Genomic DNA, 20739 nt, shown 5'->3' with positions numbered 1-20739 from the left:
TGAAATACGTATATACTAGAAACGGAATCTATGAAAGAGGTTGATATAATGAAGACATTTCTTTCCGCCTTACAATGGGCACTATTTATTTTAGCTGGAAGTCTTATTGTACCAATTAGTGTTGCAACTAGTTACGGCCTTGATGGTGCTGAGGCTATCGCATTTGTACAAAGAACATTATTTGTTCTTGGCTTTGCTGGTCTATTGCAAGCTATATTTGGACATAAACTTCCTATTCAAGAAGGTCCTGCAGGCCTTTGGTGGGGAATTTTCTCCCTTTATGCAAGTTTAGGTGTCGTATTATTTGGATCAAACACTGAAACGCTTAAAGTCCTTCAATACGCCTTCCTATTAAGTGGTATCATTTGCATTATTCTTAGCGTTTTTGGACTTATCGATAAACTCGTTCGCTATTTTACACCGACAGTTATTGGAACATATTTATTTCTTCTTGTCGCACAACTTAGTGGCTCCTTCCTAAAAGGAATGTTTGGCCTTGACGGAAAACATACAGAAGTTCAAGCTGACGTATTTATTCTTTCACTTATTGTTATTTTACTATCCTTTTTCATCATGAAGCTACCTATTATTGGACAATATTCCGTTCTTTTCAGTATCGTCTGTGGCTGGATATTATTCGCATGCTTCGGATTATCCAATCCAGTAACACCTGTAACGGACATAATCCGTCTTCCATCTCTATTTGTTTTTGGAATGCCTCGCGTGGAATGGAACATGGCAATTACAGTCGGTTTCGTTACACTCTTACTTCTAACAAATATGTTAGCAAGTATTCGTGTTGTACAAAAGGTTGTTTCTAAATACGAAGATGCTGCAGCTCCAGATCGCTTCAGGCAAGCCGGCATTATAACGGGAATCAACCAATTGCTAGGCGGTTTATTTTCGGCTATTGGACCTGTTGCCATTTCTGGATCGGCAGGATTTATTGCTACGACTAATATTTATAAACGTCTCCCATTTATATTAGGATCAACCTTTATTATTGCCGTTAGTATATTCCCAAAGATCACTTCATTCTTTGCAGCAATTCCAGTTGCAGTCGGATATGCTGCTATTTATCCTGTATTTGCAAGTATGATTGGTCTCGCTTTCCGTGAATACGATACTGTACAAAATAAAGAGCGATTATTTAAAGTAGCTGGCCTTTCCATTTTCACAGGAATTGGAGTTATGTTCGTTCCAGCAGGAGCATTTTCTACACTCCCACCATTTCTAGCATCATTTTTAAGTAACGGTCTCGTTCTTGGATCTGTAATGGCTATCTTACTGGAAATACTATTTTCTCGTTCTAACGAAAAACAACTATCGTAAATTGGAAAACTTCCATTATTGCACTCTACCTTTAGAGTTGTTACGATAATGATAAAGCGATACTTTAATCAGTGGGGGTTTTGTTCATCCCACTGATTATTAGTTGAACCAATCGGGCGTTTACGGGCAGCCCGACTCCCACCTAACTTCTTTGCTCCAGCTGAATTTTGAGGTGGGAGTCTTACTGCCCACAAATAGCGGTATAAATTATCATGGGCAACACGCTCATGATAATTTATACTAACAATGTAGAACTTCTCTTAACTTCACGCAAAGAGGTTCGATGTCTTACCATATATTTCCCCAATACCTTCATAAAAATTTATTTCTATTTCGACAAAGAGAGGAACTTTCTATATGACTTATAAAATGATTGTTTTAGATTTAGATGATACTTTATTACGTGATGACCATACTATTTCACCTCGCACGAAAGAAGCTTTAATGACTGCGCAAGAACAAGGAGTAAAAGTTGTACTGGCTTCTGGACGTCCGACGTTTGGTATGCGCAATGTAGCAAAAGAACTTCGTTTAGAAGAATACGGCAGTTTCATTCTGTCTTTTAACGGCGCAAAAATTATTAACTGTAAAACAAATGAAGAAATCTTTAGTAGTACACTATCTCCTGAAATCGTTCACAACCTATTTGAAATTAGTAAAACTGAAAATGTATGGATTCATACTTATATTGGTGATGATATCGTAACCGAAGAAAATAATCCTTATACTGAAATTGAGGGCGAAATTACTGGTATGCCAATTGTTGTAGTAGATGATTTTAAAGCTGCTGTTAAAGAGCCTGTAGTAAAAGTATTAATGAATAAAGAAGCTGAACGCCTTGTTGAAGTAGAAAAGAAACTACAAAAACAACTAGAAGGTCAATTAAGTGTTATGCGCTCTAAACCATTCTTCTTAGAATTTACTGAAGCTGGTGTTACAAAAGGAACAAGTCTAAATCAACTAATCCAAAAACTTGGTATTAAACGCGAAGAAGTTATCGCAATGGGCGATAGCTATAACGACCAAGCAATGATTGAATTTGCTGGACTTGGCGTTGCAATGGGAAATGCACCAGATGATATTAAAGAAATTGCAAACTATGTTACAGATACAAATATGAACGATGGCGTTGCAAAAGTTGTAGAGAAATTCGTTTTAAAAACGGAAGTGCTTGTTTAATATTTTCATTCATAAAACCTATTTGAAGTCAAATACTTCAAATAGGTTTTTGTTTAAATTGCCATGCTTTTGTGACTATATTTTGAACTTTGCACTATTCTCGTAGTGTAAACTTTCTTTTTGTATATAATGGAACAAAATAGACTATTTCATTTTGAAAAAGAATACAAATTTACTATATACAAGCATACGTTAAAGGAGGCTATTTCATGTTATCTACACCAATCGGACGATTAAGAGCAATCGGCTTAATTGAGGGGATTTCTTTCCTAATACTATTATTTGTAGCAATGCCGTTAAAATATTTCGCGGGGTTTGCAACAGCTGTTAAAATTACAGGTATGGCTCATGGTGTTTTATTCATACTATTCATCTTCGCGGTAATTCAAGTAACAATCGTACACCGTAAATCAATTTTATGGGCACTTGGCGCACTTGTTGCATCAGTTATCCCATTTGGTACTTTTGTACTCGACGCAAAATTAAAGAACGAGCAATAATAAAAAGGTAGTTAACAATGGTTAACTACCTTTTCTATTTACAAATTTGGAATTTCCCAATCAATTTCTTTTTCACCCATATTAGCTAAAATTGTATTTACTTTAGAGTATGGCTTACTACCAAAGAAACCACGTCTTGCTGATAATGGACTTGGATGTACAGACTCGATAATATGATGATTCGTATTCGTAATTAACTTTTTCTTCGCCTGTGCGTGACGTCCCCACAATATGAAAACAACTGGCTTTTCACGTTCATTTAATAGCTCAATGACACGATCCGTAAAATGCTCCCATCCTTTTCCTTTATGAGAATTGGCTTCACCTTGTCGAACTGTTAATACTGTATTTAATAACAATACTCCTTGCTCTGCCCATTTTACTAAATAACCGTTATTCGGAATTTCATAACCATATTCATCTCGAAGTTCTTTATACATATTTAACAACGACGGTGGTGTTTTGACACCCGGTTGCACAGAAAAACTTAAGCCATGCGCTTGATTCGGTCCATGATACGGATCTTGCCCTAAAATAACAACCTTTGTATTTTCATAACTTGTATACTCTAGAGCATTAAATATATCTTCTTTCTTTGGATAAATCACATGCGTCTCATACTCTTCTTTTAAAAAAACAGCTAATGATTGATAATATTCTTTCTCAAATTCTGGTGCCAATAACGGTCCCCAATCATTCTTTAAAACATTTTCCATGCCTTCACTTCCTGTCCAATTAATTCACCATATCCTGCTTTGTAAATACTACAAATGAAATGATAAGAGAAACAACTGCCCAAACCGTTAAATTCATTAAAGAAAATCCCATTGATAAACCTTGTAATGCAGGTAATTTTCCTGATAAATAATCCGTTAACGATAAGTTCACACTAAAAATATATTTCGCACCTTCCCAAGACGTTGCGAATGAACTTAAAATGCCACCTGCAATTAACGCTGCTAACATGACGCCCATACCAGCTGGTGTATTACGAATTAAAACAGAAACCATAAATGATATAGTTCCAACAACGATAGCAACAAACCAAGCTAATCCGTATGCCATTAAGATGTATTGCCACTGCGGAATAAGATGTACAAAATTCGTATTTAACGTTTCCTTATCAATGACGAATCCTGTTAACACAGGTAAATTCCATCCCGAGTACCCAAATACAAGCCCCGATAATACGTAAGCAAATACACCAACAAGGAGTAATATGAGAGAAATAAAAAATAACATCGTCACATATTTACTGAGAAGTATTTTCCATCGCCTTATCGGCCTTGTCAGCAACATTTTCATCGTTCCATCACTTCTCTCACCCGAAACAATGTCAATGGCGACAATCATTACAAGAAGCGGAATAAACAATGTAATTCCTTGTTCAATAAATGCCCTTACAAATGTCGGTGCCCCTGGTGCCATCGGGTTAATATCATGATCTAAATAATATTGTTGCTGTTCTACCCGTACTTTGAGCCAATCACGCCATTCTTCTGGCAATCTGGAATTGTTCAAACGGTTTTGAGAATCAACAATTTGCTGCTGCAATGATACTTTCCAATCAGTCGTACCAAGCCTTTTTTGTGTTGTTTCTATTTCACGATACTGCGCATACACAAAAAGTGGAATCAAGATTGCTAAAATAAGCATGACAACAAAAATACGTTTCTTACGATAAATTTTTTCCGATTCATTTAAAACTAGATTCGCAAATTCACGCATATTGCTCACCCCTTGTGAGTTCAATAAATAAATCCTCTAGTGTAAACACAAGTTCCTTAACGCTATGCACATCTATCCCATTTTCTACAAAGTGTTTATTCCAACTACTTATAGTTGCAATATCCATGCGACATAGCAACCGCTCACCTTCTATACTCACTTCTCTTACTTCTTCAGCATGATCTAACATATCTTTCGCTTTGGAAATTGGTGTAACAATCCACTCCACACGATCACTCGCTGTTTTAATCAATTCTTCAATCGGTGCAACGGTTATCATTTTTCCTTTATGAATAATAGCAACGCGGTCGCATATCATTTGCACTTCACTTAGTAGGTGACTCGAAATAAACACACTCATATTTTCTTCTTTTACAAGCTTATGTATAAATTCCCTAAGTTCACGAATCCCAGCTGGATCTAAACCATTTGTTGGCTCATCTAATATGAGTAATTTAGGATTCCCAAGAAGCGCTTGTGCAATTCCGAGGCGCTGCTTCATACCGAGTGAGTACGTTTTTACCTTATCGTGAATTCTTTCATCCAAATGAACCATTTTTGAAATTTCAATAATACGTTCATCTGATATACCACCAAGCATACGAGCGAATTGTTTTAAATTTTCCCACCCCGTTAAATATGTATACAGCTCCGGGTTTTCAACGATACTTCCAATTTGACGCATCGCTTCTCTGAAATTTTCCTTAATCGAATAACCACCGATAGAAATGGTACCCTCTGTCGCTTTAATCAACCCGACTAACATTCGAATCGTTGTCGTTTTCCCGGCCCCGTTTGGTCCTAAAAAGCCAAACACTTCTCCTTGCTTCACATCAAATGAAATCTTCTCTACAAGTGTCTTCTTTCCAATTACCTTCTTCACGTCTCGTACGGAAAGTATCGTCGTCATTTTACCCCTCCTTGTTCTAGTTTTAATTTACTTGCAACATTTTGAACTAATCTTTCTGCCATATATGTATACCCTACTTCATTCGGATGGAAATGATCAGAGTATAATAAATCTTTTCCACGGTTTTGGAATAAATCAAATGTCGGTGTAATATACACATTTTTATCGTTTAGCGCTAATTTTTCTAAAGATGCATTCCAATCTACAACAATGTTTGAAGACCCTTTTAAATCTTCTACGTCTTCAAAAGGATTGTATAAACCGAGCCAAAAAATAGGGCTATCCGTATTTAATTTACGAATTTCTTCTATAATTTTCTTCGCTTCATTTTGAAATGTTTCCGTATCAGGGCGATACGTCTCTAAATCTATTTTCCCAAGCGATTCCCATCCTGGGAATAAATCATTTCCTCCAATTGTTAAAACGATTACATCTGCTTGCTTAATTGAATATTGAGCACCACTACTCTCAATTTGTTTTAATAAGTCAGGCATTTTCGCACCACTCACTGCCAAGTTTGTTAATGCAACCTTTTGCTTATAATCTTTTTGTAAATCTTCTTTCATTCGTCCAATATAGCCAATTCCTTCTTTATCACCAACGCCGCGCGTTAACGAATCGCCTAAACTAACGATTTGTAACATTCCAGTTTTCTTTTTCTCTTTTGCCACTACATCGGTTTTCTTAATTAAATTTGAAGCTTTCGGATTTAATACATCATTTACACCTGAAACAAAGCCATATGCAAATAAACAAAAAGATGCAATTGTAATGAGTAGAATTACTTTTACCACTTTTGATCTCATATCAAAACCCCTTTTAGCCCTCATAGATTGTCCATAATTATACCAAACGAAATTTTGAAAAGCGATTTTCACACCTTCTCAATTACGTCGTTTCTCTATCTATTAACTCTGGTAATAACTCTTCATGCTTCACATCTAATTTCTCTTCATTAATCTTTTCATATAATAATTCAAACGCTTTTATCCCGACATTTTTACTAGGGTGCGAAATCGTTGTTATACCTAATATATCTGCCACCTCTTGATCATCACATCCGATAATCGTAATATCTTCTGGAATTCGAATTCCTTGTTTTTTCGCTTCTGTTACCATTCCCGCAGCAATATGGTTACAAGATACAAGGAACGCCGTTGGTTTCACAGGCATACAAGCCCACTCCCTGACTACATTACGTCCATCTTCCACCGTAAAACAACCTTTAAACTTCCAGGTCTCTAACGATGTTACGTTAATCTGTTGAAGCGAATCTTCATACGCTTTTTTTCGTCTTTGGCTATTAATACTATTACTTCTTCCAATACAATATCCAATACGTGTATGACCGGCATCTATTAAGCTTTTCATGCCGCGTGAAAAAACTTTATAGTAATCAATGTGCACACTTGAAATGAATTTCGAATCTATCTCTTCACACATAACAATTGGGCCAAACTTTGTATATTCTTCAAGTTTTTCCTTACTATTTGCCCGGGAACATATAATAACTCCATCAAGTTTTTTCATTTTTAACATATTCAAAATTTCTAGTTCTCTTTCCTCACTATAGTTCGTCTGACAAAGCATCATATTATAATTTTTCTTTGCGGTTTCCTTTGATATGCCCTCAATAATAGCGCTATAATATTGATCATTTACGTGCGGCAATAGAACGCCAATTATATTCGTTTTACCTTTCACTAAATGAATCGCATTCACATTTTGTGTATAATTTAATTCCTCTATAATCGCTAAAATTTCTTTTCGTTTCTGTTCATTTACGTACGGATGATTATTAAGTACACGTGAAACGGTTGAAACAGATACCCCAGCGAGTTCAGCAATCTTCCTTATATTCGTCATTCCATTCTCCCCTTCTCGCAAAAATTCTCACTTGACCTGGTAAGCTTTCCACAATATATCCTTTCCTAGCAAATACATTTAGAAAGGATATACAACTATGCTTCGATTCAAATTAGAATATATTTTTTTCATTGGTGGTTTACTCATTCTCTCCATCGGTATTAATATGATGACGACAATTACTTCCTTTGGACTTAGCCCTTATGATTCCTTCTTTATTGCACTATATCAAAATTTTGGGATAAGTATTGGTTTTTGGATTTTCATGATTAATTTTGCATTTACACTTATCGTACTCTTTTGGAATAAAAAACAAATTACCATTGGCACAATTGTAACGATGATCCTTATTTCTCTTTTTGTTGATTGGATTGGTTCCATCACAACTATTATGGACGCTATCCGCTCTCTTCCAAAATATATAACACTTATTTGTGGAAATCTATTCGTCGGGGCCGGCATTGGCCTTTATGTCTCTACAAATCTTTGTGCAGCACCTCAAGAAGCCTTCGTTTTAACTGTTGCCGAGAAAAAGAAATGGACATTTAGAAGAACGGAAATTTCATTAGCATTTTTATTTTTAACATTAAGCTTCTTATTAGATGGACCCATCTATTTTGGAACAATTATCTTGTCCTTTACAACAGGTTGGATTATTCAAGCATTTATTCAAATTGGTACGCAGATTTTAAATAGAAAAGAGCCTATTAAACAAGCTACTTAATAGGCTCTTTCTATTTTATTATAAGAGATACTACTTAGCATCTCCTTCAATTCGATAATTTGCTTTAACACAATCAATTTCTTCATACCCTTGCAATGTATGTAGAATGTACTCGTAATCCGCAAGAGAAGCACGATGCGTTACAATTACAATTTCTGCTTTCCCTTTCTCTTCAAGTGGCATTTGAATAATCTTTTCAAAACTAACACCACGCTCAGAGAACAATGATGTAATCTTTGCAAATACACCAATTTCGTCTTTCACATGAAGTCTTAAAAACTTTTTCACGATAATTTCATCTGGCTCTTTTAATACTTTTTTATACTGCGGAGATACCGCACTATTTCCGTTTACACCTAATCTAATATTTTGCATTACAGCAACAAGATCTGAAACAACCGCTGTGGCTGTCGGTAAGCTCCCTGCACCTGGTCCATAAAACATCGTTTCCCCTACCGCTTCACCATACACATATACAGCATTATATTCATTTTGAACTGCCGCAAGAGGATGAGTATTTGGAAGTAAAGTCGGTTCAACTGTAACCTCTAATTTTTCACCATCTCGCTTTGCAAGACCAATTAATTTAATTGTGTATCCTAAACTCTTACTATATTCAATATCTTCTTCTGTAATAGAAGTAATCCCTTTTACCTTCACATCTCCAAGCTCTACATTTGTAGAGAACCCGAGAGTAGCCAAAATCGTCATCTTTCTTGCTGCATCTAAACCTTCTACATCTGATGTTGGATCTGCTTCTGCAAATCCAAGCTGCTGGGCTTCTTTTAACACGTCGTTATATGCTCTCCCTTCGTCTGACATTTTCGTCAAAATAAAATTTGTCGTTCCATTTACAATTCCCATTACCTTTGTAATAAGATCTGAAGAAAGTCCCTCTACGATGCTCCGTAAAATCGGAATTCCTCCGGCCACACTTGCTTCATAAAATAGATCAGCCTGATTATCCTTTGCTACCGCTAAGAGTTCCGCTCCGTGTAACGCCATTAAATCTTTATTTGCAGTCACAACGTGCTTTCCACTTTTTAAAGCTTGTAAAATGTATGATTTTGCATCATCAATGCCACCCATCACTTCGATGACAACATCAATATTTGGATTATCCAAAATTTCATTTGCATTTTGTGTTAATAGAGTAGAAGGCACCTCGACCTCCCTCTCTTTCTCAATGTTTTGTACCAATACTTTCGTTACCTTCACTGGACAACCTACTTGGTGTATAAGTCGTTCTTGATGATCTGTAATAATACGAACTACCCCACTACCCACTGTCCCAAGACCTAATAATCCAACTTGAATTTCTTTCATAATACTGTCCACCCCTCAAAAATTGTGTTTAGATGAAATTATATGAGTAAAAAACCTGAAAAACAATATATTTTGAACATTCGGAAAAACAAAAGGTAATCTTTACAAAGAAAACGGTGCCACGTGTTACACAATCTTTCTCCCGCGTTAACGGGTAGTATAAGACTCCCACCTCAAAATTCGGCGAATGTGAGGAAGTTAGGTGGGGAGATCAGCTGCCCGTAACTGCCCGATTGGTTCAACTAATAATCGGTGGGGGAGGGACAAAACCCCCACTGATTAAAGTTTCACTTTATTTACAATATATAAGGGGTTTCTTGATACACGTAATAATTCAACCAATTAGAGAATAATAGATTTCCATGACTTCTCCACCTAACAAGCGGCTTCTCATCTGGATTATTATATTTAAAATAATTTTTTGGCACATCAATATTTAACCCTTTTTGACGATCTCTTTTGTATTCTTCTTTTAACGTATCACAACTATATTCGCTATGTCCGAGAGCGAAAACTTGCCTTCCTTCTTGACCAATAACAAGATGAACACCAGCTTCTTTAGAATTTGCTAATAGTGTTAATTCTTTCACCTCTCTAATATCACTCTCTCGTACTTCTGTATGACGAGAATGCGGAGCAAAAAACAATTCATCAAATCCCTGTAACAGTTTCACGTGTTGCTCGCAGACTTCATGCTCAAATACACCGAACATTTTCTTCTTAAGAGGATACTTTGGAACACCATAATGATAATACAAACCAGCCTGTGCCCCCCAGCAAATATGAAGCGTAGACGTTACATTCGTTTTTGAATACTCCATAATACGTTTAAGCTCTTCCCAATAATCTACTTCTTCAAAAGAGAGTGTCTCCACTGGCGCTCCAGTAATAATGAGTCCATCGAATTTCTCATCTTCAATATCACGAAATGTTTTATAGAAACTCGTTAAATGCTCCTGTGCTACATTGCGAGATAAATGTGATTCCATGTGAAGTAAATGAACATCTAGTTGCAACGGTGTATTTCCAATTAAACGAAGCAATTGAGCTTCTGTCTCTTGTTTTGTGGGCATTAAATTTAAAATAGCAATTTTCAAAGCACGTATATCTTGTGTTTCTGCTCGCTCCTTCGTCATTACAAAAATATTTTCTTCTTGCAGTACTTTGCGAGCTGGTAAATCTTTATCAATTATGATCGGCATGTTGTTTGCCTCCGACTAACGCTGCAGCTAAATCTGCAATAATATCAGAAACATCTTCTATACCAACCGATAAACGGATTAAATCAGATGTCACACCAGCTAAACGCTGATCTTCAGCACTTAATTGTCTATGCGTCGTACTAGCAGGATGTATAACGCAAGTTCTTGCATCAGCTACATGTGTTACGAGCGTCGCTAGTTTCACATTTGCGATAAATTCTTTTGCCGCTTCTAATCCTCCTTTAATACCAAATGTTAAAACACCACTAGCACCTTTTTTCAAATACTTTTGTGCTAAGGGGTAATTTTCATTACTATCTAATCCCGGATAATTCACCCATTCAATACGTTCATGATTAGCAAGCCACTTAGCAACTGCGAGAGCATTTTCACTATGACGCTCCATTCGTAAATGCAATGTTTCTAAGCCAATATTGCTAATATATGCATTGAATGGGCTCATACAGTTTCCATAGTCTCTTAATAACTGAACACGTGCTTTCACAATATAAGCTGCTGCTCCAAAATTTTGGATATAACTTACGCCGTGATAACTTGGATCCGGTTCGACAAGCTCAGGATATTTTCCATTCGTCCAATCAAAGTTTCCCCCGTCAATTACAACGCCGCCTAAAGAACTTGCATGACCATCGATATATTTCGTCGTTGAATGGACAATGATATTAGCTCCATGTTCAAACGCTTGGCATAAATAAGGAGTCGCTAACGTATTATCAACGATAAAAGGTACCTCTAATTCTTTTGCTGCAGCTGAAAATTCTTTAAAATTTAAAACGTTCATTGCTGGATTTCCTAACGATTCTGCATAAATGAGCTTCGTCTTATCGTTGGCAAGTGCTACAATTTCATCAGCTGTTAAATTTGGATTAAAGAACGTAACATTAATGCCAAGCTTACGCAAACTTACCCCAAATAAATTAAAAGTTCCTCCATAAACTGTTGAAGAACAAAGCAAATGATCCCCGCTACTACAAATATTTAAAACTGCTAGCATAATAGCTGCCTGCCCAGAAGCCGTTGCAACCGCTCCTACACCGCCTTCTAATTCCGCTAGCTTTTGCTCAAATGCAGCTAGAGTAGGATTTCCAATACGCGTATATATATATCCCTCTGCCTCTAAATTAAATAGTGCTGCTAAATCATCTGAAGTATCGTATTTATACGTTGTACTTTGATAAAGTGGCAAAACGCGCGGCTCACCATTCTTTGGTGTATAGCCACCTTGCACACAAATTGTTCCTTTTCCCCATGATTCTCCCATCTCTCATTCTCCTTTCTTTTATCCCGCTATTTGTGGGGATGGACAAAACCCCCACTGATTAAAGTTTCACTTTATGCAAAATAAAAAACTGCCCCTTTCCTGAAAACAAGAAAGGAGCAGTTTGAAAACACGCTCTAAGGGCTCTTTCTTATCTCTCAGGATTATTACCTGCAGGATTTGGCACAATTCCGTTATACGGCTGTTGCCAAGGTTTCATCGGGCCTGTCCCTCCACCTTTTCTTGATAAGACTATGCAATTACCGTTGATTTTATAGCAATAATTTCCTAATGTCAAATAGTTTTTCTGAATGTTCTAAATTAAAGTAAAACTTTAGTTAATGGGGTTTTGTCCATCGCCCACTGATTATTAGCCCGCAAATAGCGGGATAAATATTAATAGTTTCATACAAAATAACAAAAGAAATATATTCCATTCCCTTTCAAAAAAGACCTTTAAAAAACTCAAATTAGTCTATAGAATTAAGTAAGTTAATATCTAGATTCAAATTTTCACAAAAGCATACTAGATGTTGAATAAGCCACCCACTCAAAAAGATACTATACATATTCCATTCATTTTGCACTAGCATATTTAATCCTTTCTTACATAATGGAGGTATAACATGACAAATACAAAAGACATGCACTATATAATCGTCTTATATGGCATTCTTCTAGGGTCCATAGTAGGTGCTACAGTCTGGCTATTTTTAGTTACGATAAATATCGGAATCCACTTTATTTGGGGATACTTACCTAACGTTTTCTCTTCTCCCCCTTATTACACCCTTTGTGTAACAATAATCGGTGGTACCCTTGTTGGTTTATCACAAAAATACTTCGGTACATATCCACGCCTCATGCCAGAGGTAATGGGTGAATATAAAAAAACAGGTAGAATTGAATACCGTTTTGTCCATCAGGCTACTTTAACTGCGATTATTGTTTTAATATTTGGAGCTAGTCTCGGTCCAGAAGCCGCACTTGTTGGAATTATTGGCGGACTTTGCACATGGGTTGGTGATCGTTTTAAATTTGCTTTAAAGGGAATGAATGAACTAACAGAGGTTGGAATTGGTGCTACTTTAAGTGTCATTTTTAATGCACCATTATTCGGTTTCTTAGCTCCAAATGAAAATGAGGGTGAGCAAATTAACGAATTTTCTAAAGGAAAAAAAGCAATTGTATACTTAACTACTACTTTTGCAGGTTTTTCTGTTTATTTACTACTGAGTAAACTCGATAATCGCGGATCCTTTATTGTTGATTTTGGAGAAGGTTCACTTTCTTTCAATGAATGGATCGCATTTCTCCCGCTTGCTAGTATCGGTGCTATAGTTGGTTTCTTTTATTTCAAATTAGAATTTACATTAGAGAAGCTCATTCATCCTTTTACGGAATACAAACTTACACTTGGAATTATTGGTGGCATTTTATTAGGAATTGCGGGAACAGTTCTCCCGTATACATTATTTTCAGGGGAACACCAATTAAAAGAATTAGTAGTTGAATGGAGCCATTTATCTTTTTGGGTATTACTTCTTTCAGGCATTTTAAAATTATGCATTACTGCCGTTTGTTTAAATACAGGTTGGCGTGGCGGGCATATTTTCCCAATCATATTTTCCGGATCAAGTATTGGATACGCTATGGCTTCTATTCTCCCTATAGATCCAATAGCATCTGTGGCCATCGTAACGACAGCAATTTCAAGCTATGCGCTAAGAAAACCAATAGCTATAACATTGCTATTACTTATGTTTTTCCCGCTTAATTTACTATTACCAATGCTTGGGGCAGCAGCGATTGGTAATGCATTTCCGCTTCCTAAACGTAACGAAACTACAAATGAATAAAAATAGGCAGTGGGGGCGAAAACTCCACTGCCCATTTTTTTATTACACATGCTGCTTTAATAGAGCGTATAATTCTTCAAAATTATGCACTTCATATGTCGGTACAATCCCACTATCATTTAATTTCTTTTCTGGGTTAAACCAACAAGTATCAATTCCCGCTACATATCCACCTTTAATATCAGCACTTAACGAGTCCCCAATAATAAGCCCTTCTTCAGGAAAAAAATTAGGAATCCTCTCAAAAACATAATCAAAATACTCTTTCATCGGCTTTTGAAAACCTGTATCTTCAGAAACAAAAATACCTTTAAACAAGGAATGTAACCCTGCATTACGTAAACGTTTATCTTGCGTCTTAGAAACACCGTTTGTCACTATATACAAATCATACTCATTTTGAATTTGATTTATAAATTCAAACGCACCTTGTATGAGTTGATTCCCTTCTTCTAAGTAGCTACGATAATTATTTTCGAATAGTATCCCATCGACTTCTTCCCCATACTCTTTAAACAAAATGGAGAATCGTGTATTTACGACTTCATTTCGCGCTAGTTCACCTTTTTCAAAAGCATCCCAAAGACCTTTATTTATTTTTTTATAACGAGCTTCTATCTCATTTGTTAAAAAAATACCCTTCTCTTCAAAAAGCATCCGCAAAGCGATTTTCTCAGCCTTTTGGAAATCTAGTAATGTATCATCTACATCAAATAACAATGTTTTATATTTTTTCATAAACCTCTCACACTCTCTTTTCTACAAAAACAAATTTAAATAAATCGTATCATTCTTTCTTGTAAAAATAATAGGAGATATCTCATACTATAAACAGGGGTGAAAATATGAAAATCAGCAAAAATGAGGAAGAAATTTATCAACACATACAAAGTCACCAATTCCATACTCTTTTTTCTTTTCATGTCTTACCATATGTAGAACTGCACTCTTTTCATAAGAAAGAGATGATATGTAACGAGGGAAACGATCTCCCTTATCTCTATTACTTAATTTCTGGAAAAGCAAAAATATATATGAGTCATAAAAATGGGAAAGTGTCCTTAATTAACTTTATTCAGGCACCATCTTTTATCGGGGAGTTAGGATTAATAGGTGTAGAAGGTATTACGAAAGCTATTGAAGTGCTAGAAGATTGTGTTTGCTTGGCACTTCCTCTTAAGGATTGTCATCAACTCTTATTACAGGACGCAACTTTTTTACAACATTTATGCAAATTTATTGGTAAAAAGACGATTACAAGGACGGAAAATTATGCAAAAAACTACAGTTATCCTTTTGAAAATCGATTAGCTGCGTTTATCCTATTAACAGAACAAAATAATTGTTATACGGAAAAACATACTGAGGCTTCGGAATACTTAAACGTCAGCTACCGCCATCTTTTATATGTATTAAACCAGTTTTGCCAGCAAAATTATTTAAAAAAAGAAGGCCGAACATATTATATACAAGATCGAAATCAATTAGAAAAACTTGCTGAAGAGCTAAAAATATAAAGAAACAGCATTAACATAAACGCTAATGCTGTTTCTTTGAGTGACGATTATAATTTTAATTAAAATTTGCTTGCTACTTTAGCTGCTTCTTCAAGACCTGCTGTAATGATCTCTTCCGCTTTATCTGGGAATTGGTTATGTCCTTCAATAACTACAGTTTCCATATTTGTTGCGCCGAAGAAGCCCATCATGCTTGCTACATATTTAACAGCCATTTCTACTTCAGCTGCTGGACCTTCAGAATATACACCGCCGCGTGCGTTTAATAATGCAATTTTCTTATCTCCGATTAGACCGACTGGACCTTCTGGCGTATACGTAAATGTTTTACCAGCACGGTTTAAATAATCAATATATGTGTGCAGTACCGCTGGAATCGTTAAGTTCCATAATGGGAAACCGAAAACAACTTTATCAGCTTCTAGAAATTGGTTTAAATACTTATCAGCAACTGCTACCGCTTTTGCCTCTTCTTCTGTTAAGTCAAATCCTTTACCTGCTTTGAATGTACCATTAATCATGTCTACGCCTACATATGGTAATTCTTCTTTATATAAATCAAGTTCTACTACTGTATCATTTGGATGTGCTTCTTTATAGTTTGCTAAAAATGCCTCGTATAATTTCACACTAACTGCTTGTTCCGCTGGGCGATTGTTTGCTTTTACGAATAAAACTGTTGCCATTATTTTTTCCTCCTAATACTCACTCTTACATTGTTATATGCTTTAAAAAAGGTAACCCTTATAATTGTTGTTTTGTTGCTTACAAACTTATTTTATCTTTATATCAAGACAATTTCGTCCTCACATAGACGTATTTTTCCATAAAAAAAGTCCACCTTCTAAAGGCGAACTAGGTCTTACGACTTTCGTCTTATACAATCCCATTTTTCACTGCATATAATGCAGCTTGCGTACGATCGGATAAGTTTAATTTACTCAAAATACTACTTACATGCGCCTTAACCGTTTTTTCTGTAATAACTAAAACAGAAGCAATTTCTTTATTGCTCATTCCTTTTGCTAACAATTGTAACACTTCATTTTCTCTCGCTGTTAGTACATCTATATGAACGACATTTTCCTCTTCTTTCTCTTCTTGGGGCAATGTTTGAGAGAGGAGTGCGCTTGCAATATCGGGATGTAATTGAATATTCCCTTTATAAGCGCTTCGAATCGCTTCAACAAGTTGATCTGGTTCTACATCTTTTAAAATATACCCACTTGCTCCTGCTTTTAATGCAGGTAAAACATGCGCCTGATCAGAAAAGCTAGTTAGTACAATTACTTTCACATTTGGATATTCTTGTTTTATACAAGCTGTTGCTTCAACACCATCCATTTCAGGCATATATAAATCCATGAGTACAACATCAGGATTTGTCTCTCCTACTTTTTCTAAAGCCTCTTTCCCGTTATTTGCTTCTCCGACTAACTCTAAGTCTTCTTGTGTACTTAAGAAAAATGCTAATCCTTTTAAAACAACTGTATGATCGTCAACTAACAATACTTTTATTTTCACAAACTTCCCTCATTTTCACATCATAATGGTACATTTACCTTTATACTCGTTCGTTTTTTTTCACTTACAATTTTAATTGTTCCACCAATCAACTCTACCCTTTCACGCATCGTCGTCATGCCGAGTGACTTCTTCTCTTCTATATCCTTTTCTATAAATCCATTGCCTCGATCCACTATTTCTAATGATACATTTTTCTCAGTCACTTTAAAATAAATCGTCGCTTCCTTTACACCTGCATGCTTACTTACATTGTTTAGCGCTTCCTGTCCAATGCGCCACAATGCTTCTTCTACTACACGGGGTAAGTCACGAACCCCCGTAACTTGTTCCCTAATTTTCAATCCTAAGTTTTCACCGTACTGCTTTAAAGCTGGTAATAAACCTTTCTCTAATCCTGCCGGACGGAGCTGCCAAATTAACGTCCTCATTTCTTTTAAAGCACCTTGTGCTAATTCACGCATCTCATACAGGGATTGATCTACCTTCTCATTTTGACCTTTTAAAACTGCCTCAGCGCCTTTCGTCATGAATGTTAATGAAAATAATTTTTGTGAAACAGAGTCATGTAAATCTCTTGCTAATCGATTTCTTTCTTCCATTCGTACAAGTTCACGGCGCTGCTCATTTAATCTTAAATTCTCTATTATTAACGAAATATGATTCGATAGTGCCTGAATTACATCGATTGTATTAACATCAAACTCTCCATTATTTGAATTCACACATAAAACACCAAATATATGATTTTGAATGTGTATTGGCGTAGCAATAACAGCTCGATTTGGATGTACGATATGACCAATTTGGCGTTTTAATAAAACAGGCTCATCTTTTTCTAATGCCTTCTTTGCTGCTTCTTTGACATCCTCTTGTAACTCTTCCTGGCTATAAGACGCCCGCAAAGATAATTCTTTTTCTTCCCTAATAAAAAACGCCACTTGATTCCATTGAAATACTTCACCTACATGATTTACAACTTTTTCAGGTAATACATTAAACTTATGAATCGTTTTTAACGATTGAATAAAACGTTCCAATTTCACATAATAATGTGCTCTTCGCTTTTCATTTTCATATAATTTTGTTCGTTTTAAGGCCGTCCCAATTTGGAACGCAACGGCTTGAAGCAATACTAATTCTTCTTCTGAAAAATGTGTTTTACCTGGGCTCGCCACATTTAATACACCAAACTTTTCTCCTCCCGCTTTTAAAGGAACCGTAGCATGATGAAGAACGCCCTCTGTATCTCCCCAATTGTATTCAATTGCATTATTAATTCTTTTACATTCAATAATATTAACAGCTCGCTCTAATTTTCCATCTACAAAACCTCGTAAACACCAACACTCACCTTCACACATTGGGCGTTTGTTTTCATATGTAAGTGCCTCTGGTAACTGGTAATCGATCAACTTCGTATACTTCCCATTTTCATCTGCAAGAAAAATCCATCCTGTCGTCAAGCCTGTGACACTTAGCAATTTTTCTAAGACTGCTTGCAATACATGATATGTATCATTTGATGTATTTAGCGTTTCCGCAATTTCTTTTAATATAACTAATTCATTTGTACGATTATCTCGGAACATACTCAGTCTCCTACATACAAGATTTTAAATCGCTTCTAAAATAAATCATCTACTTTTCACTTTGTACTTATTCGTAACATTGATATAATGGTGAAAACATAGTTTTCATTATATCACTTGAGGGGGCTTTCATAATGACATTAAATAAAGCACTTACAATCGCTGGTTCTGATACAAGTGGCGGTGCTGGTATACAAGCAGATTTAAAAACATTCCAAGAACTTGGCGTATACGGAATGACATCTCTTACGACTATCGTAACAATGGATCCACATAACGGTTGGGCACATAACGTATTCCCAATTCCAGCTTCTACATTAAAACCACAATTAGAAACAACAATTGAAGGCGTTGGAGTAGATGCTTTAAAAACAGGTATGCTTGGATCTGTAGAAATTATTGAAATGGTTGCGGATACAATTGAAAAGCACAATTTCAAAAATGTAGTAGTTGACCCTGTTATGGTATGTAAAGGTGCAGATGAAGCATTACATCCTGAAACGAACGATTGCTTACGTGACGTTCTTGTTCCAAAAGCATTAGTTGTAACACCAAACTTATTTGAAGCTTACCAATTAAGTGGTGTGAAAATTAATTCCCTTGAGGACATGAAAGAAGCAGCGAAGAAAATCCATGCTTTAGGTGCTAAATACGTCCTAATTAAAGGCGGTAGCAAACTTGGTACGGAAACTGCAATCGACGTCCTATATGATGGAGAAACATTTGATCTTCTAGAATCGGAAAAAATTAATACTACAAATACACACGGCGCAGGTTGTACATATTCTGCTGCAATTACAGCAGAACTCGCAAAAGGAAAACCTGTGAAAGAAGCAATAAAAACTGCTAAAGAATTTATCACAGCTGCTATTCGTTACTCATTCAAAATTAACGAATACGTAGGTCCAACTCATCATGGTGCATATCGTAAATTCGTTGCATCGAATGAACTTGTCTAATATATAAATAAAACACCCACAGAGTTCATACATTGCCTCTGTGGGTGTTTTTTAATAAGCTTATGTCTTCTGGTCATCTTACCTTTAAGATGCAGAACTGACCTGATTTCTACCATTTCTTTTTGAGTAATATAATGCGTCATCAGCTGCTTGAATAAATTGCTCTGGTGATTCTTCATACTCTGAAATTCCTACTGAAACCGTAATTTTTATTTTTGTTCCATCTAACAATTGAAATGAATGTTTTTCAACAGCTGTACGAATTTGTTCCCCCATACGAATTCCATAAGCTATTCCCTTCTTCGGTATCAAAAGCGCAAACTCCTCTCCACCCTTTCGAAAAGCCAAATCCGGAAATGTTGAAATTTCTCGTAAAATACGCCCTACTTGTTTTAACACTTCGTCTCCTGCAGGATGTCCATACGTATCATTTACATGCTTAAAGTGATCAATATCTATAAGTAGTAAACAAAGTGAATCATTTTTCATACGCTTATTACTAATATGACGATTCATCTCTAAATCAAACTGCCTTACGTTTCCTAGACCTGTCAATGCATCTATCGTTGCGTATTGCTTCATCGTTTGAAATAATTCATTGGATTGCAATACATAATTTGCGCTTATAAATGTGATATATGCTGCGACACTACTACAAACTAAATATAATGCCACTATAGATATATCCTTGAATAAAACGGAAAGCGGTACTATAAAAATAGATAAACTATACACATTAAACCCTATCCATTTTGTAAATATAGAAACTTTCATCCGCCAAATAAAGATAATTCCAATACCTATCAATACAATAGTATAACAAGCCAATTCAGAAGCTAAAGAGTACTCAGTAAAAACTAGCCGAGTGATTAAAATAACAATAACTGTTATACTACTAGCTATCGGACCTCCAATTATAATTGCCAAAATAACAGCTAGATAACGTAGATCCAACATAATATCTTCAATATGTACACCAAAATGCATCAACAGTATACTTAATATTCCAGTAAAAATACCTACTACACATTTTTGCCAAAAAGAGAATCCTTCTTTTAATGGTTTATCTCTTAAAAGCTGACCTCCAATAAAGATAAAGGAAAGAATAATTGTTGTGTTTACAAATAGATCCCTTAACATAAAATAATCTCCCTACTTTTCCATCTATCCCTTTCCTTATTTTATTGTATACGAAATGCCTATAATTCCTAAATATTTTTATTTATTTTTTGCTGTTCCACG

General features: G+C 35.7%; 20 protein-coding genes and 1 riboswitch. Of the genes, 7 read left to right on the top strand and 13 right to left on the bottom strand.

All coding sequences use genetic code 11. The features are described from left to right. The first annotated feature begins 48 nt into the window (after positions 1–48). The 3 genes from ACQKNR_RS25020 (at position 49) to ACQKNR_RS25010 (ending at position 3011) form a co-directional block, all read left to right on the top strand. Positions 49–1332 (top strand): purine/pyrimidine permease, encoded by a 1284-nt coding sequence (locus tag ACQKNR_RS25020; RefSeq protein ID WP_427321604.1) that lies wholly within the window; start codon positions 49–51, stop codon positions 1330–1332. Between the two features lie 357 nt (positions 1333–1689). Further along, entirely contained in the window at positions 1690–2511 is an 822-nt protein-coding gene (locus ACQKNR_RS25015) for a Cof-type HAD-IIB family hydrolase (RefSeq protein WP_427321602.1), read from the top strand. Positions 2512–2720: 209 nt separating this feature from the next. Next, positions 2721–3011: a DUF3817 domain-containing protein gene (locus tag ACQKNR_RS25010; protein ID WP_427321600.1), complete on the top strand. Its 291-nt coding sequence runs from the start codon at positions 2721–2723 to the stop codon at positions 3009–3011. 38 nt (positions 3012–3049) lie between these two features. Here the strand turns inward: ACQKNR_RS25010 and ACQKNR_RS25005 are convergent, their stop codons facing one another. From ACQKNR_RS25005 to ACQKNR_RS24985, 5 genes are read right to left on the bottom strand one after another with little or no spacing between them, the layout of a single operon-like run. Then, the gene (locus ACQKNR_RS25005; RefSeq protein WP_427321598.1) at positions 3050–3727 is read right to left on the bottom strand and encodes a uracil-DNA glycosylase; all 678 of its coding nucleotides are present in this window, start codon (positions 3725–3727) and stop codon (positions 3050–3052) included. A gap of 19 nt (positions 3728–3746) precedes the next feature. Beyond that, positions 3747–4739 carry an ABC transporter permease subunit gene (locus ACQKNR_RS25000; protein ID WP_071710833.1) on the bottom strand — a complete coding sequence of 331 codons (993 nt, stop codon included), beginning with the start codon at positions 4737–4739 and terminating at the stop codon, positions 3747–3749. Continuing rightward, a complete protein-coding gene (locus ACQKNR_RS24995; RefSeq protein ID WP_427321595.1) occupies positions 4732–5649 on the bottom strand; it encodes an ABC transporter ATP-binding protein in 918 nt (305 codons plus the stop codon). The genes ACQKNR_RS25000 and ACQKNR_RS24995 overlap by 8 nt, the downstream gene beginning before the upstream one ends. Beyond that, positions 5646–6527 carry an SGNH/GDSL hydrolase family protein gene (locus ACQKNR_RS24990; RefSeq protein WP_427321593.1) on the bottom strand — a complete coding sequence of 294 codons (882 nt, stop codon included), beginning with the start codon at positions 6525–6527 and terminating at the stop codon, positions 5646–5648. The genes ACQKNR_RS24995 and ACQKNR_RS24990 overlap by 4 nt, the downstream gene beginning before the upstream one ends. Positions 6528–6537: 10 nt before the next feature. Further along, positions 6538–7515, bottom strand: coding sequence for a LacI family DNA-binding transcriptional regulator (locus ACQKNR_RS24985; RefSeq protein ID WP_427321591.1), 978 nt, complete (start codon positions 7513–7515; stop codon positions 6538–6540). 97 nt (positions 7516–7612) lie between these two features. Between ACQKNR_RS24985 and ACQKNR_RS24980 the strand changes: the two genes are divergently transcribed. Next, on the top strand, positions 7613–8239 hold the full coding sequence (locus ACQKNR_RS24980; RefSeq protein WP_427321589.1) for a YczE/YyaS/YitT family protein: 627 nt from the start codon (positions 7613–7615) through the stop codon (positions 8237–8239). Positions 8240–8269: 30 nt separating this feature from the next. On the opposite strand, the gene ACQKNR_RS24975 is transcribed toward ACQKNR_RS24980, so the two are convergent. The 3 genes from ACQKNR_RS24975 to ACQKNR_RS24965 all read right to left on the bottom strand — a co-directional run bounded on the left by ACQKNR_RS24975 (position 8270) and on the right by ACQKNR_RS24965 (position 12049). After that, entirely contained in the window at positions 8270–9565 is a 1296-nt protein-coding gene (locus tag ACQKNR_RS24975) for a homoserine dehydrogenase (RefSeq protein ID WP_427321587.1), read from the bottom strand. Positions 9566–9861: 296 nt separating this feature from the next. After that, complete coding sequence (metA, locus tag ACQKNR_RS24970; RefSeq protein WP_427321585.1) at positions 9862–10767, bottom strand: homoserine O-acetyltransferase MetA; 906 nt, start codon at positions 10765–10767, stop codon at positions 9862–9864. Continuing rightward, positions 10751–12049 carry a bifunctional O-acetylhomoserine aminocarboxypropyltransferase/cysteine synthase gene (locus ACQKNR_RS24965; protein ID WP_427321583.1) on the bottom strand — a complete coding sequence of 433 codons (1299 nt, stop codon included), beginning with the start codon at positions 12047–12049 and terminating at the stop codon, positions 10751–10753. The genes metA and ACQKNR_RS24965 overlap by 17 nt, the downstream gene beginning before the upstream one ends. 145 nt (positions 12050–12194) lie before the next feature. Beyond that, positions 12195–12299, bottom strand: a riboswitch (SAM riboswitch). A 373-nt stretch (positions 12300–12672) separates the two neighbouring features. On the opposite strand from ACQKNR_RS24965, the gene ACQKNR_RS24960 reads away from it, so the two are divergent. Then, a complete protein-coding gene (locus tag ACQKNR_RS24960; RefSeq protein ID WP_427321581.1) occupies positions 12673–13905 on the top strand; it encodes a chloride channel protein in 1233 nt (410 codons plus the stop codon). Between the two features lie 42 nt (positions 13906–13947). Here the strand turns inward: ACQKNR_RS24960 and ACQKNR_RS24955 are convergent, their stop codons facing one another. Continuing rightward, on the bottom strand, positions 13948–14643 hold the full coding sequence (locus ACQKNR_RS24955; protein WP_427321579.1) for a YjjG family noncanonical pyrimidine nucleotidase: 696 nt from the start codon (positions 14641–14643) through the stop codon (positions 13948–13950). Between the two features lie 107 nt (positions 14644–14750). Here ACQKNR_RS24955 and ACQKNR_RS24950 point away from each other — a divergent pair, with 107 nt between their 5' ends. Then, positions 14751–15422: a transcriptional regulator YeiL gene (locus tag ACQKNR_RS24950; protein ID WP_427321577.1), complete on the top strand. Its 672-nt coding sequence runs from the start codon at positions 14751–14753 to the stop codon at positions 15420–15422. A 59-nt stretch (positions 15423–15481) separates the two neighbouring features. Here the strand turns inward: ACQKNR_RS24950 and ACQKNR_RS24945 are convergent, their stop codons facing one another. From ACQKNR_RS24945 to ACQKNR_RS24935, 3 genes are all read right to left on the bottom strand, one after another. Next, positions 15482–16108, bottom strand: a complete 627-nt coding sequence (locus ACQKNR_RS24945; RefSeq protein WP_427321575.1) for an FMN-dependent NADH-azoreductase — start codon at positions 16106–16108, stop codon at positions 15482–15484. Between the two features lie 190 nt (positions 16109–16298). Next, positions 16299–16946 (bottom strand): response regulator, encoded by a 648-nt coding sequence (locus ACQKNR_RS24940; protein WP_427321573.1) that lies wholly within the window; start codon positions 16944–16946, stop codon positions 16299–16301. Between the two features lie 20 nt (positions 16947–16966). After that, a complete protein-coding gene (locus ACQKNR_RS24935) occupies positions 16967–18538 on the bottom strand; it encodes a GAF domain-containing protein (protein ID WP_427321571.1) in 1572 nt (523 codons plus the stop codon). 134 nt (positions 18539–18672) lie between these two features. Here ACQKNR_RS24935 and pdxK point away from each other — a divergent pair, with 134 nt between their 5' ends. Continuing rightward, entirely contained in the window at positions 18673–19497 is an 825-nt protein-coding gene (pdxK, locus tag ACQKNR_RS24930) for a pyridoxine/pyridoxal/pyridoxamine kinase (protein ID WP_427321569.1), read from the top strand. Between the two features lie 84 nt (positions 19498–19581). On the opposite strand, the gene ACQKNR_RS24925 is transcribed toward pdxK, so the two are convergent. Next, the gene (locus ACQKNR_RS24925; protein ID WP_427321567.1) at positions 19582–20637 is read right to left on the bottom strand and encodes a diguanylate cyclase; all 1056 of its coding nucleotides are present in this window, start codon (positions 20635–20637) and stop codon (positions 19582–19584) included. Between the last annotated feature and the right edge of the window lie 102 nt (positions 20638–20739).

It is taken from the genome of Bacillus sp. NPDC094077 (genome assembly GCF_050279465.1).
Classification (GTDB): domain Bacteria; phylum Bacillota; class Bacilli; order Bacillales; family Bacillaceae_G; genus Bacillus_A.
This window is presented reverse-complemented; position numbering and strand designations above follow the sequence as displayed.

Excerpts from the sequence above, each read along its gene's own strand:
- ACQKNR_RS25000 (WP_071710833.1), bottom strand. The coding sequence starts at position 4,739 with ATGCGTGAATTTGCGAATCTAGTTTTAAATGAATCGGAAAAAATTTAT.
- ACQKNR_RS24925 (WP_427321567.1), bottom strand. The coding sequence starts at position 20,637 with ATGTTAAGGGATCTATTTGTAAACACAACAATTATTCTTTCCTTTATC.
- metA (WP_427321585.1), bottom strand. The coding sequence starts at position 10,767 with ATGCCGATCATAATTGATAAAGATTTACCAGCTCGCAAAGTACTGCAA.
- ACQKNR_RS24975 (WP_427321587.1), bottom strand. The coding sequence starts at position 9,565 with ATGAAAGAAATTCAAGTTGGATTATTAGGTCTTGGGACAGTGGGTAGT.
- ACQKNR_RS25015 (WP_427321602.1), top strand. The coding sequence starts at position 1,690 with ATGACTTATAAAATGATTGTTTTAGATTTAGATGATACTTTATTACGT.
- ACQKNR_RS24980 (WP_427321589.1), top strand. The coding sequence starts at position 7,613 with ATGCTTCGATTCAAATTAGAATATATTTTTTTCATTGGTGGTTTACTC.
- ACQKNR_RS24950 (WP_427321577.1), top strand. The coding sequence starts at position 14,751 with ATGAAAATCAGCAAAAATGAGGAAGAAATTTATCAACACATACAAAGT.
- ACQKNR_RS24960 (WP_427321581.1), top strand. The coding sequence starts at position 12,673 with ATGACAAATACAAAAGACATGCACTATATAATCGTCTTATATGGCATT.
- ACQKNR_RS24965 (WP_427321583.1), bottom strand. The coding sequence starts at position 12,049 with ATGGGAGAATCATGGGGAAAAGGAACAATTTGTGTGCAAGGTGGCTAT.
- ACQKNR_RS25005 (WP_427321598.1), bottom strand. The coding sequence starts at position 3,727 with ATGGAAAATGTTTTAAAGAATGATTGGGGACCGTTATTGGCACCAGAA.
- ACQKNR_RS24985 (WP_427321591.1), bottom strand. The coding sequence starts at position 7,515 with ATGACGAATATAAGGAAGATTGCTGAACTCGCTGGGGTATCTGTTTCA.
- ACQKNR_RS24945 (WP_427321575.1), bottom strand. The coding sequence starts at position 16,108 with ATGGCAACAGTTTTATTCGTAAAAGCAAACAATCGCCCAGCGGAACAA.
- ACQKNR_RS24955 (WP_427321579.1), bottom strand. The coding sequence starts at position 14,643 with ATGAAAAAATATAAAACATTGTTATTTGATGTAGATGATACATTACTA.
- ACQKNR_RS25010 (WP_427321600.1), top strand. The coding sequence starts at position 2,721 with ATGTTATCTACACCAATCGGACGATTAAGAGCAATCGGCTTAATTGAG.
- ACQKNR_RS24995 (WP_427321595.1), bottom strand. The coding sequence starts at position 5,649 with ATGACGACGATACTTTCCGTACGAGACGTGAAGAAGGTAATTGGAAAG.
- ACQKNR_RS25020 (WP_427321604.1), top strand. The coding sequence starts at position 49 with ATGAAGACATTTCTTTCCGCCTTACAATGGGCACTATTTATTTTAGCT.
- ACQKNR_RS24935 (WP_427321571.1), bottom strand. The coding sequence starts at position 18,538 with ATGTTCCGAGATAATCGTACAAATGAATTAGTTATATTAAAAGAAATT.
- pdxK (WP_427321569.1), top strand. The coding sequence starts at position 18,673 with ATGACATTAAATAAAGCACTTACAATCGCTGGTTCTGATACAAGTGGC.